16 protein-coding genes are annotated in these 15,787 nt (G+C 73.4%); 7 read left to right on the forward strand and 9 right to left on the reverse strand.

What is annotated here, in order from left to right:
• Nucleotides 1–30 precede the first annotated feature (30 nt).
• The 3 genes from ACZ4UX_RS11660 to ACZ4UX_RS11670 all read left to right on the forward strand — a co-directional run bounded on the left by ACZ4UX_RS11660 (nucleotide 31) and on the right by ACZ4UX_RS11670 (nucleotide 2,650).
• Nucleotides 31–300: a GlsB/YeaQ/YmgE family stress response membrane protein gene (locus tag ACZ4UX_RS11660; RefSeq protein WP_329491344.1), complete on the forward strand. Its 270-nt coding sequence runs from the start codon at nucleotides 31–33 to the stop codon at nucleotides 298–300.
• A 251-nt stretch (nucleotides 301–551) separates the two neighbouring features.
• Entirely contained in the window at nucleotides 552–1,295 is a 744-nt protein-coding gene (locus tag ACZ4UX_RS11665) for a polyprenol monophosphomannose synthase (protein WP_465706492.1), read from the forward strand.
• Between the two features lie 98 nt (nucleotides 1,296–1,393).
• Complete coding sequence (locus tag ACZ4UX_RS11670) at nucleotides 1,394–2,650, forward strand: FUSC family protein (protein ID WP_465706493.1); 1,257 nt, start codon at nucleotides 1,394–1,396, stop codon at nucleotides 2,648–2,650.
• Between the two features lie 92 nt (nucleotides 2,651–2,742).
• Here ACZ4UX_RS11670 and ACZ4UX_RS11675 read toward each other — a convergent pair whose 3' ends face one another.
• The 4 genes from ACZ4UX_RS11675 to ACZ4UX_RS11690 all read right to left on the reverse strand — a co-directional run bounded on the left by ACZ4UX_RS11675 (nucleotide 2,743) and on the right by ACZ4UX_RS11690 (nucleotide 7,552).
• The gene (locus tag ACZ4UX_RS11675; protein ID WP_352295268.1) at nucleotides 2,743–3,216 is read right to left on the reverse strand and encodes a VOC family protein; all 474 of its coding nucleotides are present in this window, start codon (nucleotides 3,214–3,216) and stop codon (nucleotides 2,743–2,745) included.
• 108 nt (nucleotides 3,217–3,324) lie between these two features.
• Nucleotides 3,325–5,301 carry a phosphocholine-specific phospholipase C gene (locus tag ACZ4UX_RS11680; protein WP_465706494.1) on the reverse strand — a complete coding sequence of 659 codons (1,977 nt, stop codon included), beginning with the start codon at nucleotides 5,299–5,301 and terminating at the stop codon, nucleotides 3,325–3,327.
• 52 nt (nucleotides 5,302–5,353) lie between these two features.
• A complete protein-coding gene (locus ACZ4UX_RS11685; protein WP_465706495.1) occupies nucleotides 5,354–6,799 on the reverse strand; it encodes an endonuclease/exonuclease/phosphatase family protein in 1,446 nt (481 codons plus the stop codon).
• A 279-nt stretch (nucleotides 6,800–7,078) separates the two neighbouring features.
• Nucleotides 7,079–7,552, reverse strand: a complete 474-nt coding sequence (locus tag ACZ4UX_RS11690; RefSeq protein ID WP_329491338.1) for an SRPBCC family protein — start codon at nucleotides 7,550–7,552, stop codon at nucleotides 7,079–7,081.
• A gap of 284 nt (nucleotides 7,553–7,836) precedes the next feature.
• Here ACZ4UX_RS11690 and ACZ4UX_RS11695 point away from each other — a divergent pair, with 284 nt between their 5' ends.
• The 4 genes from ACZ4UX_RS11695 (at nucleotide 7,837) to ACZ4UX_RS11710 (ending at nucleotide 11,065) form a co-directional block, all read left to right on the forward strand.
• On the forward strand, nucleotides 7,837–8,892 hold the full coding sequence (locus tag ACZ4UX_RS11695; RefSeq protein WP_329491337.1) for a mechanosensitive ion channel family protein: 1,056 nt from the start codon (nucleotides 7,837–7,839) through the stop codon (nucleotides 8,890–8,892).
• 101 nt (nucleotides 8,893–8,993) lie between these two features.
• Nucleotides 8,994–9,938 carry a SigB/SigF/SigG family RNA polymerase sigma factor gene (locus tag ACZ4UX_RS11700; protein WP_380390811.1) on the forward strand — a complete coding sequence of 315 codons (945 nt, stop codon included), beginning with the start codon at nucleotides 8,994–8,996 and terminating at the stop codon, nucleotides 9,936–9,938.
• Nucleotides 9,939–10,052: 114 nt separating this feature from the next.
• A complete protein-coding gene (locus ACZ4UX_RS11705) occupies nucleotides 10,053–10,445 on the forward strand; it encodes an STAS domain-containing protein (RefSeq protein WP_465706496.1) in 393 nt (130 codons plus the stop codon).
• A gap of 143 nt (nucleotides 10,446–10,588) precedes the next feature.
• A complete protein-coding gene (locus tag ACZ4UX_RS11710; protein ID WP_329491334.1) occupies nucleotides 10,589–11,065 on the forward strand; it encodes an ATP-binding protein in 477 nt (158 codons plus the stop codon).
• Between the two features lie 310 nt (nucleotides 11,066–11,375).
• Here the strand turns inward: ACZ4UX_RS11710 and ACZ4UX_RS11715 are convergent, their stop codons facing one another.
• From ACZ4UX_RS11715 to ACZ4UX_RS11735, 5 genes are all read right to left on the reverse strand, one after another.
• Entirely contained in the window at nucleotides 11,376–11,789 is a 414-nt protein-coding gene (locus ACZ4UX_RS11715; RefSeq protein ID WP_359807150.1) for an SsgA family sporulation/cell division regulator, read from the reverse strand.
• 167 nt (nucleotides 11,790–11,956) lie between these two features.
• Nucleotides 11,957–13,285 (reverse strand): cryptochrome/photolyase family protein, encoded by a 1,329-nt coding sequence (locus ACZ4UX_RS11720; RefSeq protein WP_465706497.1) that lies wholly within the window; start codon nucleotides 13,283–13,285, stop codon nucleotides 11,957–11,959.
• Nucleotides 13,286–13,655: 370 nt separating this feature from the next.
• Nucleotides 13,656–14,942 carry a PP2C family protein-serine/threonine phosphatase gene (locus ACZ4UX_RS11725; protein ID WP_465706498.1) on the reverse strand — a complete coding sequence of 429 codons (1,287 nt, stop codon included), beginning with the start codon at nucleotides 14,940–14,942 and terminating at the stop codon, nucleotides 13,656–13,658.
• 97 nt (nucleotides 14,943–15,039) lie between these two features.
• Complete coding sequence (locus ACZ4UX_RS11730) at nucleotides 15,040–15,306, reverse strand: metal-sensitive transcriptional regulator (RefSeq protein ID WP_329491330.1); 267 nt, start codon at nucleotides 15,304–15,306, stop codon at nucleotides 15,040–15,042.
• A gap of 101 nt (nucleotides 15,307–15,407) precedes the next feature.
• Complete coding sequence (locus ACZ4UX_RS11735; RefSeq protein ID WP_465706499.1) at nucleotides 15,408–15,755, reverse strand: PRC-barrel domain-containing protein; 348 nt, start codon at nucleotides 15,753–15,755, stop codon at nucleotides 15,408–15,410.
• Between the last annotated feature and the right edge of the window lie 32 nt (nucleotides 15,756–15,787).

Genomic DNA, 15,787 nt, shown 5'->3' on the forward strand with positions numbered 1-15,787 from the left:
GGGGAAACGCGCATCGAAAGGTGGAATGCGATGTTCCAGCTCCTGTGGATTCTGCTCATCGGTTTCGTGCTGGGTGTTCTGGCCAAGCTGATCCTGCGTGGCCCGCAGGCGATCCCCTGGTGGCTGACGATGCTGCTCGGCGCCGCGGGCGCCTGGCTGGGCAACGCGGTGGCCGGCTGGGTCGGCGTGCGGCACACCTCGGGCATCGACTGGATCCGCCACATCCTCCAGCTCGCCTTCGCCGTCGGCCTGATCGCCCTGGTCGCCCCCGCCTGGAGCAGATCGCACCCCAGCCGGTAGGCGTCCCAGCAAGCCGGCAGGCACCCGGCACCGCGCCCGGACGGCACACCCGGCGCCCCGGCCGAGGACGACAGGTCCCGGACCGGGGTGCCGGCCGACGGCCGGACGGCCGCGGCCCGGAGCACCAGTGGGCGGTGCGACCGGGCACGTACGACCGCGGCTAGACTCGCCCGACCGAAGTGGACACCTGTCCGGTCGGCTGCGGGCGCCGGCGGCGCGGCACCGGCCGGGGATCGCGCGAGGGACAGAACATGGTCGAGGCCTCCCCCAAGGTCGTTGTCGTCGTACCCACGTACAACGAGCGGGAGAACCTGCCGGTCCTCGCGGGTCTGCTCGCTGACCTGAAGCTGCCCGGTCTGCACCTGCTGGTGGTCGACGACAACTCCCCGGACGGCACCGGCGGGGTCGCGGACGGGCTCGCGGCCCGGGCGCCCGGCACGGTCTCCGTACTGCACCGCACCGAGAAGGACGGCCTCGGCCGGGCCTACGTCGCGGGTATGGCCCGGGCCCTGGAGGAGGGCGCCGACGTGGTGGTGCAGATGGACGCCGACCTGTCGCACCCCGCCTCGGTCCTCCCGGTCATGGTGGAGACACTGCTGGCCGACGAGAGCACCGCCGTGGTGCTCGGCTCGCGCTACGTGCCCGGCGGCTCGACCGCCGAGGAGTGGCCGTGGCACCGCAAGGCGCTGTCGGCCTGGGCGAACCTCTACGTCAACACCATCCTCGGCCTCGGCGTCAAGGACGCCACCGCCGGGTTCAAGGCCTGGCGCGCGCAGGCCCTGCGGGCGATCGACCTGCCGTCGGTGCACAGCAACGGGTACTCGTTCCAGGTGGAGCTGAACTACCGCGCCGTCCAGCGGGGTATGCGGATCCGCGAGGTGCCGATCCGGTTCGAGGAACGCGTTCAGGGCACCTCCAAGATGAGCCTCGGCGTACAGGTCGAATCGGCGCTCGCACCCTGGAAGCTGCTGCGCGAACAGCGCCGCCGGCCCTAGTACCCGGGCCGGCGCCGTCGGCCGGACGAGCGGCTCTTTCGAGTGCCGGTGCGGTGGATCAGCAGTGTGAGCTGCCAGGACGGGGAAAGAAGGGCGGCATGGCCCTACTCCCGGAGACCTTCGCCACCACGCTGCGCCGCAGTGCCCGACAACCCTTCGTCGTCCAGACGGTCCGGGCCACGGTGGCCGCCACGCTCTCGTACGTGGTGGCCACTCGGCTGAGCAGCGAGCCGGCGCCGCTGACCGCCCCCCTGACGGCGCTGCTGGTCGTCCAGGTCACCGTCTACTCGACGCTGACCACCAGCATCCGCCGGGTCAACTCGGTGGTCGTCGGGGTGCTGATCGCGATCGGTTTCAGCTCGGTGGTCGGGCTCTCCTGGTGGAGCCTGGGCATGATCATCCTGGCCTCGCTGATCATCGGGCGGTTCGTCCGGGTGGACGAGTTCGTCCAGGAGGTGGCGATCAGCGCGATGCTCATCCTGGGCGTGAGCCAGGTGACCTCACAGGCCTGGGACCGGGTGCTGGAGACGCTGATCGGCGCCACCGTCGGACTGCTGTTCAATCTGCTGTTCGCCCCGCCGGTCTGGATCGACACGGCGGGCGAGTCGATCGAGGACCTCGCCCGGCGGGCCCGGCACCTGCTGCTCGGCATCGCCGAGGAGCTCGGCGAGCCCACCCCCGTGGAGCGCGCGGCCGAACGGCTGTACGAGGCCCGCCGGCTCGACCAGGCCATCGCGGACGTCGACGGCGCCCTGCGACAGGCCGAGGACAGCCTGCGGCTCAACCCCCGGATCAGCGAGGGGCTGCTCTCCCGGCTGGTGCTGCGGACCGGTCTGGACACGCTGGAGATCTGTGTGGTGGTGATCCGGGTGCTGGCCCGGTCGCTCACCGACCTCGCCAAGCGGCGGGCCCCGGGCGAGCGGCTGTTCCCGGCCGACGTCGCGGTCGCGCTGGAGGAGCTGCTGAGCCACCTCGGCGGGGCGCTGGTGAGCTTCGCGGTACTGGTCACCACCCAGGTGAGCCGCAACGCCGAGGAGGCCGAGCGGCGGCTGACCTCCGAGCTGGCCGCCGCCTGGGCCAGCCGGGAGAACGTCGCCCATCTGCTGCTGCTCCGGGTGCAGGAGCACCCGGAGGCCTGGCAGCTGCACGGTTCGCTGCTGGCCGAGGTGGACCGGATCCTCGACGAGCTCGATCTGGAGCACCGCAGCCGGCGACTGATGGAGGAACTGGACCGGGCCTCGGTGGCGAACCGGGAGCGGTTCTCCCGGTTCGCCCGGCTGCGGAGGCTGGCCCGGGGCGAGCGGCTGAACCCGGGCCGGCTGCGGAGGCGGCGGACGGTCAAACAGCGGGCCTGAGAGCGTCGGGCCTGAGAGCGTCGGGCCTGAGCGCAGCGGGCCTGAGGGCCCCGGCGACGGCCGGGGCCCCGACCGACGCGGCGGAGGCGGTCTCAGCCCCGGGCGGCGTCGAGGAGCGGCTGGATCTCGATCTTCTGCATCCGCAGCATCGCCGCCACCACCCGGGCGGCCTTGGCCGGGTCCGGGTCCGCGATCAGTTCGGTCAGCACGCGCGGGACGATCTGCCAGGAGAGCCCGTAGCGGTCCTTGAGCCAGCCGCACTCGCTGGCCGCGCCGCCGTCGGCGGTGAGCTTGGCCCAGAGGTCGTCGACCTCCTGCTGGTCGGCGCAGTCGACCTGGAGCGAGATGGCCTCGGTGAAGTGGAACACCGGACCGCCGTTGAGGGCGACGAACTGCTGACCGTCGAGTTCGAAGGTGACGGTCATGACCCGGCCCGGCTCGCCGGGGCCGGTCTCGCCGTAGTGGGTCACGCCGGTGATCCGGGAGTTGGCGAAGACCGAAGTGTAGAAGCGGGCGGCCTCTTCGGCCTGGTCGTCGAACCAGAGGAAGGTGGTGATCTTCTGCATGGCCCGACGCTAGCCGCCGGGCCTCGGCGGGCGGCCGAGCCACGGCCGGAGGTCACCGGTTCGGCGCCTCCGGCCGTTCCCGCCCGGGCCCGGGCGGCGGCGCCGGGGTCAGTGCACCCAGCCCGCGTACCGCTGGGTGAAGCGCAGACCGGTGCCCGCCGTCACGACGACGTCGTAGCGGCCCTGCTTGTCCAGCGGCCAGGCCAGGTTGGCCTGCTTGCCGGGCTTGACCCAAACCGTCTGCGCGGTGCCCGCGAAGTCGTTGGGCACCGCGGTGAAGCCGACGTCGGTCAGGCCGTCGTTGACCAGTTGGAGGGTGAGCCGGGAGGAGTTGCGCAGATCGGCGGTCACGATCGGCACGCCGATGTCGTTCTGGCCGTCCTCACCGTCCCGGACGACGGTGCCGGCGAAGCGGCGGACGAAGCCGTCGGGGCCGTGGACGGTGAAGTCGTACCGGCCGTGCGTGGCGGCGGCGTCCCAGACGTAGGTGGCGGTGGCAGCGGGCGCCACCGTGTACGGCGTCCCGGCGAACGGGAGGACGATGTTGGGGTAGACGGTGTAGGGGAAGGCGACCGTGCCGTCGTTGCTCATCGTGCAGGTGACCTTGCCGGTCTTCCGGTCCACCTCGACGTCCGCCCAGGGCTGATAGGGCAGGTGGCGGTGCGGGCGCTCGCCGGGCTCCTGGACGGGCATCGACTGGGTGCCGGTGGCGGGCAGCGCGACGCCGGGGAGCGCCGCCCCCGCGTCGGCCTTGGCCATCAGGGCCACGGTGTCAGGGAGTTGCGGTATCGAGAAGTCCGGGGCCGCGAAGTCGAAGCAGCTGGTGAGGTCGCCGCAGACGGCCCGGCGCCAGGCGGAGATGTTGGGTTCGGCGACCCCGGTGACCTGTTCCATGAAGCGCAGGACCGAGGTGTGGTCGAAGACCTGGGAGTTGACGTAGCCGCCGCGTGACCAGGGGGAGGCGACCCAGAGCGGTACCCGGTTGCCGAGGCCGATCGCGCGGCCCTGGGTGAACTCCTCGGGTGTGCCGGCCTCGGGGGTGGGCGGCACCATGTGGTCGAAGTAGCCGTCGTTCTCGTCGTACATGACGAGGAAGACGGTGTGCTGCCAGACGGCGGGGTTGGACATCAGCGACTGGAGGGCCTGGTTGACCCAGTGCGCGCCGTACGCCGGGCCGGCGTTGGGGTGTTCGCTGAACAGGTAGGGCGCGACCAGCCAGGAGACGGTCGGCAGGGTGGCGTCCTTGCAGTGGGCGTCGAAGGCCGCCGGGTCGAACCTGGTCATCGCGTTGACGTAACGCGGGTCGTCCTTCGGGAAGTTGTGGAACTGCTTGAAGTAGGACAGGGCGTTGTCGTCGTAGTCGCCGGTGCGGTCGTCCTTGCTGGGGTTGTGGTAGACCCGCCAGGAGACGCCGGCCGCCTGCAGCCGCTCGGCGTAGGTCGTCCAGTCGGCGACGGGGTTGTCGGTCACCGGGGTGTTGTCGATCCAGGGGCCGGTGGTGCCGTCGCGGCCGGGGCCGGAGGTGCCCGTCCAGAGGTAGAGCCGGTTGGGGTCGGTCGGCCCGGCCAGCGAGGTGAAGTAGGCGTCGCAGAGGGTGAACGCGTCGGCCAACGCGTACTGGTAGGGGATGTCGGCGCGGGTGAAGTACCCCATGGTGCGCTCACCCTTGGCGGCGATCCACTTGTTCATCGCGCCGTTGTTGATCGCCTGGTGACCGGTCGCCCAGTCGTGGGCGAGGCCGCCGGCGTTCTGCGCGTTGTACTTGGCCGTGTCCATCCGGTACGGCAGCATCGCGCCGCCGTCGGCGCGCCCGGCGTCGGGCTGGCGGAACACGTCCGTGCCGTCCGGGAACCGGAGGGCCTGCTTGTCACCGAAGCCGCGGACGCCGTTCAGGGTGCCGAAGTAGTGGTCGAAGCTGCGGTTCTCCTGCATCAGCACCACGACGTGCCTGACGTCGGCGATGCTGCCGGTGGGCCGGTCGGCGGCGGGAGCGGCGCTCGCGGACGCGGCGGGCAGGCCGGTCAGTGCGGCGGCGCCGGCGGCCGCGGTGGCGCCGACGAAGGAACGACGGGAGAGATCGGACATGGCGAACTGGCCTCTCGGGGCGGGGGAGGGAGCAGGACGGGGCGGGAGGCCGTCAGAGCTGGAAGGTGGCGACCGCGGCGGCGCTGTCGGAGGGCCACTGGTTGGCGGCGATCGCGGCCGGGTCGGTCCCGGTGGCGGGCCAGTCGGCCACCAGGGTGTGCGCCTCGACCAGCTTCAGCGGGCCGGCGTACAGCACGTAGTCGATCCGGTCCTGCGGCTCCGGCTTGCTGCCCCGCTGCTTGCGGACCGGCGACCAGGTGGCCCCGGGCGCCTTGGCCGGGTTCCGGTTCTCCTCCCGGAAGCTGTCGGTCAGTCCGGCCTCCTGGAGGGCCACCGTGACCGGCCAGTTCAGCGGGCCGACCCCGCCGTGGCTCGCCGCGGCGGCCGCCGTCCAGTCCAGGTGCGAGGGCGAGGAGAGCGCGCCGGCGAGGACCACCGGGGTGTGCGCGGCGGCCTCGGCGCGGACGGCGGCGGCGAGCGCCCTGGCCTGCTGGAGGCGGACGGAGGCGCTCTCCCCGGCGGTCACCTGGGCGGCGCTCTGGCCGTCCTGCACCGCGTAGGGGCCGTAGTTCGCCTCGTCCAGGTGGGCGGCCCAGAAGCGGACGCCCCGGCCGCCGGGCAGCTGCACCGTCACACCGGCCGCGGGCAGCCCGGCGGTGACCGGGGTGACGGCGGACAGCGGGTAGCGGCTGAGGACGCCGACGCTGCCCGCGCTCTGGTAGGCGTACCAGCCGAGCGCGGTGGCCAGGCTCCGGGCGGCGCTGCCGGCCGTCTCCTGGAGGGCGAGCACGTCCAGGCCCTGGGCGAGCACCACCCGCAGCTGCTTCTCCACCGCGTCGGTGAAGGCCGCGCCGGCCTCGGCGAGGTTCCAGCTCGCCACCTTCAGCCGCAGCGGCCCTACCGGGTCCGCCACCGGGATCTGCACGGTGACGGTGTCGGTGGCGCCCGCGCTGTCCTTCACGCCGACGACCACCACCTCCGGGTTCTTCGGCGCGGTGGCGGGCGCGGTCCCGGTGAGCGTGCCGTCGGAGCCGACGGAGGCCCAGGCCGGGCCGCTGATCTTGCGGAACGCCGCGGTGCCCGCCGGGTTGCCGGCCGGCCGGGACCAGAGACCGCCGAGCTCGACCGAGACGGCGCCCCCGGGCGCCACGGCCGCGGTGGTCAGCGCGTCGACCGCGCTGTGCGGGCGGACCACGGCGGGCTTGGGCCGGAAGGTGAAGGGCGCGGTCTGCGCCAGGACGCCGTAGCCGTCCTTGGCCAGCAGGTACGCGGTGTAGGGGCCGCCGGTCAGCGCCGAGGTGTCGAGCTGGACGTCGCCGGACGTGCCCGGGGTGTACTTCCAGAGCAGCGAGCTGCCGGTGCCGGGCTTCCTGCTGCCGTCGTAGATGCCGACCCAGTTCTTGCCGTCCGGGGCGTCGGTGCTCCAGTGGAAGGTGAGCCTGTCGCCTTCGACCGGGTTGGCGGATGAGCTGAGCGTCAGGGCGCTGCCTGCGGCCACGGTGGTCCTGTCCGCCGCGCCCGGGCGACCGGTCCGCGGGAGGGCACGGCCGGGCCCGTCCGCGGCTGGTCACGGAGATCGGGATGAGGGTTGCCGGCAGTTGGCTGTACAACTGCGGGCGACCCCATTCATCCCAAGGTCGGCGACGGTCACATGAACGACGCATGACGCGGTGTCGGGCGCTGCGGGAACTCCGGCCCTGACCAGGCCGCCGGCGCGGCGGGCGTCGATCGGGCGCGCTGGCGGGCGGGTGGACGGGCGGTGCCGACCGGTGGGCGGTCAGGCCGCCCGGGGCGTGCCGGGGTCGGCGCCCGGGGGTGCGCTCGGCGGGCCGCCGTGGGCGGCTTCGACGAACTCCTTGAAGTCGTGCAGGTCGTCGATGACCTGACGGTCGACGAAACCGAGCGCCTCCCCGATCCGCTCCAGCAGACCCTGCGGTTCGACCTCCAGCTGGAGCATGATCCGCGTGCAGTCCTCCCCGAGACGGTGGAACGTCACCACGCCCGACTGCCGGACCTCCCCCGCCACCGCGGCCCAGGCCACCCGCTCGTCCGGCACCACCTCGGTCGTCGCGGCGTCGAACTCGCGGTGCGCGCCGGCCACGCCGACCACCCAGTGGGTGAGCTCCCCGCCACGCCGCTCGATGCTGACCACGCCGCGCATGAAGCGCGGGAAGTCCTCGACCTTCCGCCACTGTTCGTACGCCACCGCGAGCGGCACGTCGACCAGGACCGACTCCTCGATCTGTGTCATCACGTTTCCCTTCTCCGCCGAGGTCCGACCGCCGGGCCGGCGGTCGGTCGTAGGGGCGCCTGCCCCGGCCCCGCCCCGGTATGCACCCGGGCCGACGATCCGTCAGACGTCACCCGGCCGGCCCAGCGCGGATCCGGCGGCGGCGGGGGGACGATCGGCCGCCGGGCAGGCCGGGGGCGGGCGGCGGGGCCGGGGCGGGTGTGGGCGGCGGAGCCGGGGGCAGGCGGGACCCATTCCCGCGGACCGCCCCCGCGGGACCGACCCGAGGAAGGGAACCGCACACCATGGGGTGGAGCCTCGTCCGCCTGATCGTCGTCGCCGCTTCGGCCGCCGTCGCCGCCTACGGCCTCAACCTGCTCACGGAGGCCGTGGCACGACTGGTCGCCGCACGCGGGCACACCGGTCCCACACCGACCCTGCTCCGCGCCTGTCGGCCACCCCTGCTGGCGGCAACCGCCTGCGGACTGATGCTCGCCGGGGAGCCGTGGGCCCGTACCGCCCCGGTCGTGCACGCCGCCGTCCGGCATCTGCTGGTGCTCGCGACCATCGCCGCCTGCGCCTGGCTGGCCGCGCGGCTGATCGCCCTGGCGACGAGCGGCGCGATGCAACTCGCCGGGCGGCGGCGCAACCCCGCCTGGGCGGGCCGGGCCCGGACCCAGGCAGGTCTGCTCGGCCGGATCTTCCAGGCCACCGTCGCCGTGGTCGCCCTCGGGGCGATGCTGATGACCTTCCCCGCCGTCCGGGGGCTCGGGACCAGCCTCCTCGCCTCCGCCGGGCTGGTCGGCGTGGTGGCCGGGATCGCGGCCCAGAGCACCCTCGCCAACCTGTTCGCGGGCATCCAGATGGCCTTCGGCGACCTGATCCGGATCGGCGACGTCGTCGTGGTCGCCGGCGAGTGGGGGACGGTGGAGGAGATCACGCTCACCTCGGTGGTGATCGCCACCTGGGACCAGCGGCGACTGGTGATGCCGATGTCGTACTTCGCCGGCCGCCCCTTCGAGAACTGGTCGCGGCGCACCAGCAAGATCACCGGCACCGCGCTGTTCCACCTGGACCACCGCACCCCGGTGCCCGAGCTGCGGGCGGAGTTCGAGGCGTTCCTCGCCAAGAGCTCGCTCTGGGACGGCGAGGGCAGCGCCCTCCAGGTGGTCGACACCACACCGACCACCATCGTGGTGCGGGCCCTGATGACCGCGCCCGACGCCGACGCCGCGTTCGAGCTGCGCTGCCAGGTCCGCGAACACCTCGTCGGCTACCTGTGCGAGACCCATCCGCACGCCCTGCCCCGGGTGCCGGTCGCCCGCGCCGCAGGACGAGACGAGGCTCACATGTCGGGGTAATCACACCCTCTTTGCAGAATCATCACACATCAAAGGGGAATCGGTCCGAAGATCCCGGGTACACAGGGACAGACCGTCGCGGAACCGATGAAAGGACCGACATGGCTCCGTCCAGTGATGCTCTCCTCGCCCCCGTGTTCCCCGTTCAGGGCCAGGCCCGGCCGAGCGCCGGGCCTTTGGGAGCCACCTCCGGAACGCCCGGTCTCTCCGGCCTCTCGACAACCACGGAGATCACCGAGCTTCCCGAGCTCCCCGAGATCGCCGAACCGAGCGAGGTCTCCCCCGCCGACGCGCGTGAACTGACCCGGACCCTGCTGGCCCGGCTCGACGCACTGGAGGAGGGCACCCGGGAGTACTCCTATGTCCGGGCCACGCTGATCGAGCTGAACATCTCCCTGGTCCGCTACGCCGCCCGGCGCTTCAATTCCAGCCGCGAGCCGCAGGAGGACCTCGTCCAGGCGGGCATCGTCGGCCTGATCAAGGCGATCGACCGCTTCGACTCCCGGCACGGTGTGGAGTTCACCACGTTCGCGGTGCCGACGGTGCTCGGGGAGATCCGCCGCCACTTCCGTGACACCACCTGGGCCGTCCACGTGCCGCGCCGCCTCCAGGAGCTGCGGCTGACCCTGGCCAGGGCCCAGGAGCAGCTCACCCAGCGGCTCGACCGCGCCCCGACCGTCGCCGAGCTGGCCGAGCACCTGTCGCTCACCCCGGAGGAGGTGACCGAGGGGCTGACCGCCGCCAACGGCCACACCGTGGGGTCGCTCGACCTGGGCTCCGAGTCCACCGACGACGACTCCCGGGGCTCCCTGGCCGACCGGCTCGGCATGGAGGACGGCCGGCTGGAGAAGATCGAGAGCCTGGTCGCCCTGAAGCCCCTGATCGCCGCGCTGCCCGAGCGTGACCGGCAGATCCTCTCGATGCGCTTCACCGAGGAGCTCACGCAGTCCGAGATCGGCGCCCGGCTGGGCGTCTCCCAGATGCACGTCTCCCGGCTGCTCAGCCGGATCCTCGGCCGGCTCCGCGCCGGTCTGGACCAGGACTGACCGAGCGACCCCGGCGGCCGGGGCGTCACTCCTCCTGTGAGGCGTGCGCCTTGGCCGCGGGCTTTCCCCCGCGTATGGTCGAAGGGAACTCTCTGGAGGGGAAAGACAACCACGATGCCAGTCGAGGACGAGCAGTACCGGATCACGGCGGCGGCGAGCACTCTGCCGCCCGCGCTGACCGTGGACATAAGGCGGACCGACGCCGAGGCGGCGGTCTGCGCGGTGGCGGGTGATCTCGACATCGACAGCCTCCTGCCCGCCGAGCGGGCGCTGACCTCCCTGGTCGACGAGGGCACCCCCCTGGTCGTGGTCGATCTGGAGGGCGTCGGCTTCTGCGACTCCTCCGGCCTGAACCTGTTGTTGAAGACCCGCCTGGCCGCCTCCGCCGCCGGGGTGGAGCTCCGCCTCGCAGCCGTGGCCACGCCGGTCGCCCGCGTCCTGGAACTGACCGGCGCCGGCGCCGTGTTCTCCATCCATGACTCGGTCGGCGCGGCGCTCGTCCGTTGAACACGACCGTGCGATCCGGCCCGCTCCGCCCGCCCATGACCACGGGCGACCAGTCGAACGGCCGTCACAGGAATATCCTGGCGCTGCCCGGGAATCCGATCGGACGACGAGCCACAGCAACCGCACGAAGGGGTGAACCGCATATGACGAGGGGCCGGGGCACCCTGGACGACAACCGGTCCGGAGCCACGCTACCGGAGGCCGGCCAACGCCGGCGGCTGCGGCTGGCCGGCCTGCCCAAGCCGGTGGCCCGTTCGCGTGCCTTCACCCAGCAGGCGCTCGCCGACTGGGCGTGGCTGGCTCCGGAGAGCGGCGCGGACCCGGACGTGGCGGACGATGTCGTGCTGCTGGTGGCCGAGCTGGTGGCCAACGCGATGATGCACGGCGGCGGGCCGCTCGAACTCGTACTGGACGCGTCCGCGGCCCGGCTCCGGGTGGAGGTGAGCGACGGCGAGTCCGCGCTCCCCGAGCCCCGTCTGCCGCACCGGCCGGGGCTGCCCGGCGGCCACGGCCTGTTCATCATCCAGCGGGCCGCCGACCGCTGGGGCGCCGAGCGCCACGAGCAGGGCAAGGCGGTCTGGGTCGAGATCGACGCCGCCCGGCTCGCTCCCGGGCGCTGAGCGGCTCGGGGTTCAGGGGTCTCAGGGGTCAGGGCACTCAGGGCCAGGGCACTCGGGGTTCAGCAGGACACAGGGGCCAGCAGGACACAGGCCACGGCCCGGGCGGTTTCCCCGCCCGGGCCGTGGTGTTCGTCGTGCTCCGGTCGATCCTCGTGCGTCGGCTGTTCGTCGTACCGGGCTCTCCGCGGCTCGCCGGCCGACGCGGGTGGTTGCGCCCGAAGCCCGCTCCGGGCGGAACCCCGCCCATGGCCGGGGGCGGCGACGCAGCCTCGTGCTGAGGTCGTCACCGCCCCCGGTCGTCGCGCTCCGCTCAGCCGGTCTCCCCCACCAGGCCCGCCACCGTGTCCGGCCAGTCGAGCAGCCGGTGCTCCGTACCCGGGGCGACCACCTCGTACGTCCGGCGGAGGAAGTGCACCATGTCGCGGGAGGACAACACCAGGACGGCACAGCCCTCGTCGCCGTGGAACTCGACGGCGATCACGCCGGGAGCCCACGGCCGGACCCTTAGGTCCCCCAGACCGGACGGCTTGCGCAACCCCTCCCCGAACAGCTCGCGGGCCGCCGTCCAGGACAGGGCACCCTCCAGTCCGAGCGAGGCACCGGCCCCGAAACCGAGCGACAGCGCGAACGGGTCGGCCGGGTCGTAGCGCAGCCCCATGAGCACCGGCCGGGGCTCCGGGCCGACGAGACAGGCCTCGATGACGTCCTCGACGATCTCGGGCACCGTGCGCCCCCCTTCTGTTGCGGCAGTGGTGCACGCCCGGCTACCCCCGTCGGCGGGGACCATGCGTGTCAGAACCGCTCGGACACCTCCGGCCGGTACACTTGACCGCTCGTCATGTCGCCCTACGGGCCCGCGAGGGGCGCCGAACCGACGGTTCGGTCGGGGCCTCAGTCGAGGCCGCGGGCGTGGCGGAGCCGGGCGGAGATCGTCTCGGGCTCGACGATCGGTGCCGGGTAGTCGGCCGGTGGGTGGTCCAGCCGCCACGGGCGGTGCACGGAGCGACCGGGCAGGTCGGCCAACTCAGGGACCCAGCGCCGGACGTAGGCCCCGTCCGGGTCGAGCCGGTCCGCCTGGGCGAGCGGGTTGAGCACCCGGTTCGGCCGGGTGTCCGTACCGGTCCCGGCCACCCACTGCCAGTTGAGCTGGTTGTTGGCCAAGTCACCGTCCACCAGCAGCCGCAGGAAGTGGGCGGCGCCCGTCCGCCAGTCCTTGTAGAGCGTCTTCGTCAGGAACGAGGCCGTCACCAGCCGGGCCCGGTTGTGCATCCAGCCCTCCTGGGCGAGTTGACGCATGCCCGCGTCCACCAGGGGGAAGCCGGTGCGGCCCCGGCGCCAGGCCTCGGACTCCGCGTCGTCGGGCAGCCACTGGTCCCCCTTGGACCGGTAGTCGGCGTGCGCCGCCTCCGGGCGGGCGGCGAGCACCTGGTGGTGGAAGTCCCGCCAGGCCAGCTGCCGGACGAACGCCTCCGCACCGCTGCCGCCGCGTCGTTCGGCGGACGCCACCAGCTCGGCCGCGGAGACGCAGCCGAAGTGCAGGTAGGGCGAGAGGCGCGAGGTGCCGTCGGCGGCGAGGTCGTCGTGCAGTTCCTCGTACCGCTCCAGGGCGTAGCCCTGCCAGAGCTTGCGGCCTGGACGCTCACCGCCCTGCGGCAGCCCCGGCGAATCCGGCGTGACGGCCGGGACGGGCTCGCTCGCGAGGCCCTCGGGCGTGCGCAGCGCCCGGGGCGCGCGGTGCACCGCCCGGCGCGGGGCCTGCTGCCAGGTGCGGAAGTACGGGGTGAACACGGCGTAGTGGTCCTTGCCGGCGGGGCTGACCGCGCCCGGTACGGCCACGGTCAGCACACCGTCGTGGACGTGCAGACGGGAGCCGAGGGCGTCGCGCAGGGCCTGCTCGCGGCGGTGGGCGAAGGCGCTCACGCCGGCGGCGACGTGGACCGAGACGGCGGCCACCTCGGTGGCCAGCCGGGCGGTCTCGGTGGCGGCCGTGCCCCGGCGCAGCACCAGCCTGCCGCCGAGCGGGCGCAGCGCGGCGTCGAGGTCGGTGAGGCAGTCGGCGAGGAAGGCCATCCGGTTGGGCGGGGCGAAGCCGGCGGCGTCGACCTCGGGGTCGAGGACGAACAGCGGCACGACCTCGTCGGCGGCCTCGGCGGCGGCCCGGAGCACGGGGTTGTCGTGCAGGCGCAGATCCTGGGTGAGCAGGGCGATGGAGACGGTCATCAGTGGTGGCCCGGGGGTCGTGGTGGGGTGGATGTGGGGCAGGTCCGGCCGGTCAGGCGGAGGCGGTGTTCAGCGTTCGGCGGTGCGGTGTTCGGCGGTGCGGCGGTGCGGCGGTGCGGCGGTGCGGCGGTGCGGCGCTCGGTGCGCGGGGCGGTTGCCGGTCGGCGGCTGCCCTGCGGGGACAGACGAGCCTCCCACCCCGGTGCGCCGAACGGGGCACGGCGCGCCGGGAATTCACGGCCGGTCCGGATCCGGGACGGAACCGCGGGCAGCTCACCGCGTCGCCGGCCGGGGCGGGGTCCCTGCGCCAGAGGGCGGGGGGCCTGCGCCAGAGGGCGGGGTGCCTGCGCCAGAGGGCGGGGTGCCTGCGTCAGTGGGCGGGGTGCCATTCCACCAGGACGATCGTGGCGTCGTCGGTGAGCCGGTGGTCCTGGCGCTCCAGCAGCGCGTGGATCAGCCGCCGCAGTGCCTCCGGAGCGGCCTCACCGGCCTCCGCGGCCCGGACGATCATGTCCGTCAGCCGTTCCTCGCCGAACAGCTCGCCGGCGGCGGAGCGTGCTTCGGTGACGCCGTCGGTGTGGATGAGCACGCGGTCGCCCGGCTCCAGCAGGACCTCGTGGACGGTTCCGGGCATCCGCTCGTATCCGGCGAGCCCGAGGGGGAGTTCGGCGGCCCGTTCGAGCGCGGCCGGTACCACCCGCTGGCGGCGGATCAGCAGTGGCGCGGGGTGCCCGCGGTTCACCCAGCTCAGCCGGCCGTCCGAGGTGTCCAGCTCGGCGAAGACCCCGGTGAGCAGCCGCTCCGGGAACCACCGGTCCAGCTCCCGGTCGATCACGGCGGCGATGTCCGCGAGCCCGCCCCCGGCCCGGCGGACGGCCCGGCAGGCCGCGATCGCCAGTGCCGACGACCCGCCCGAGGCGAGGTCGTGCCCCATCGCGTCGACGACGGTGAGCCGCAGCCGGCTTCCGCTGAAGCTGTGGTCGAACGCGTCGCCGCCGATCTCGTAGGCGGGCTCCAGCACCGCGGTCGACGTCACGTGCCTGGTGCCGACCGTGCGCGGTGGCATGAAGGCCCAGGCTAGTTCGGCCTGGAGGGTCATCGGAACGACCCTGGTGGTGTCGATCAGATCATCCACGAAGGACAGTTTCGCCACCACGATCAGGCCCACCAGCGAGGCGAGGGCCAGGCAGCGGTCGATGTCGACGGCCGCGTCCGGGGGCGCGTCGACGCGGAGCACCCCGATCCGCTCGACACCGTCGACGATCGGCAACCACAGCACCCGGCCGGTCCCGTCCTCGGCCGGCACGGACTGGGGCACCCCCGTGCAGTAGGCCCGGCTCGCCGGGCTCCCCTCCAGCGGGAGCACCCAGCTCGGCGACCGTTCAGGGGCCGGAGCGCCGGCGCGCGGGGGCGAGCCGGGGAGATCGGGCACCTCGGACACGACGACCGGCCCGGTGGGAGCGTCGGTACCCTCCGCCGCCGGTGGCAGCAGCGGTGCGAGCTGCACCTGTCGCACGTCGGCGAGCAGGACCAGCGCGTCGGTGAGCCCCATCGCCCGGGCCGCGTCCCGGACGGCCGTCGCGAGCTCACCGGGGCCGATCCGCTGGGAGGCTGCCAGCAGGCCCTCCATCGCCCGGCCGAAGCCGATGTCGTCCATGGCCTCCACCTTCCGCCGGGACCATTCTCCGCCGATCGGCGCGGCCGGTCACGGCGTGCGACGGGGCCCGGGCCGTCGGGCCTCAGGCCGTCGGGCCTCAGGCGAGGGTCAGGAAGAGCTTCTCCAGCTCCGCCTCGCTCATCGGCGGGGCATCCCCGTCGGCGGCGGCCATGCACTGGCGCATCCCGCTGGCCACGATCTTGAATCCGGCACGGTCCAGGGCGCGGGAGACCGCCGCCAACTGGGTGACGACGTCCTTGCAGTCCCGGCCTGCCTCGATCATCGCGATCACACCGGCCAGCTGCCCCTGGGCCCGGCGGAGCCGGTTCAGGACGGCGCCCACCGCTTCCTCGTCCACCTGCATCCCGGGAGCCGCCTTCCGCCGTCGTGACCGAGCCTCCAGCGTACCCCGCGGGGTATCGCGGCCGCCGGGGTCGACCCGTACGCACCCCTCCCCCGGGCAGCTCAGCGCCTGGCCAGCCGCCGCTCGCCGCCGGCGCCGGGGGTGTAGGCGAGTTCGTAGTGCGCGAAGACCGCCGGTTCGTCCTCGGCGGGCAGCACGTCGTCGGTGCCGATCGAGGGCGCCTGCTTGACCACGCCCTTGGCGAACGCGACCCGGACGTAGCCGGGCCCGACCACGGCGCCGTCGAGCGGGACGAACACCAGCCGCCGCCGGGACGGCAGGCCGACCGTGACGGTCACGAAGAACGGCTGGTCACTGGCCGTCTCCACGTACACCGACTCCAGCGTGCCGATCCGGTGGTCCTTCTCGTCGACCACGGCGTGGCCGCGCCACTCCCTGATGTCAGCCATTCCGATCACCGCAGCCTCCCGTTCACCGCAGC

The sequence above is a fragment of the Kitasatospora sp. NPDC028961 genome (assembly GCF_055564815.1).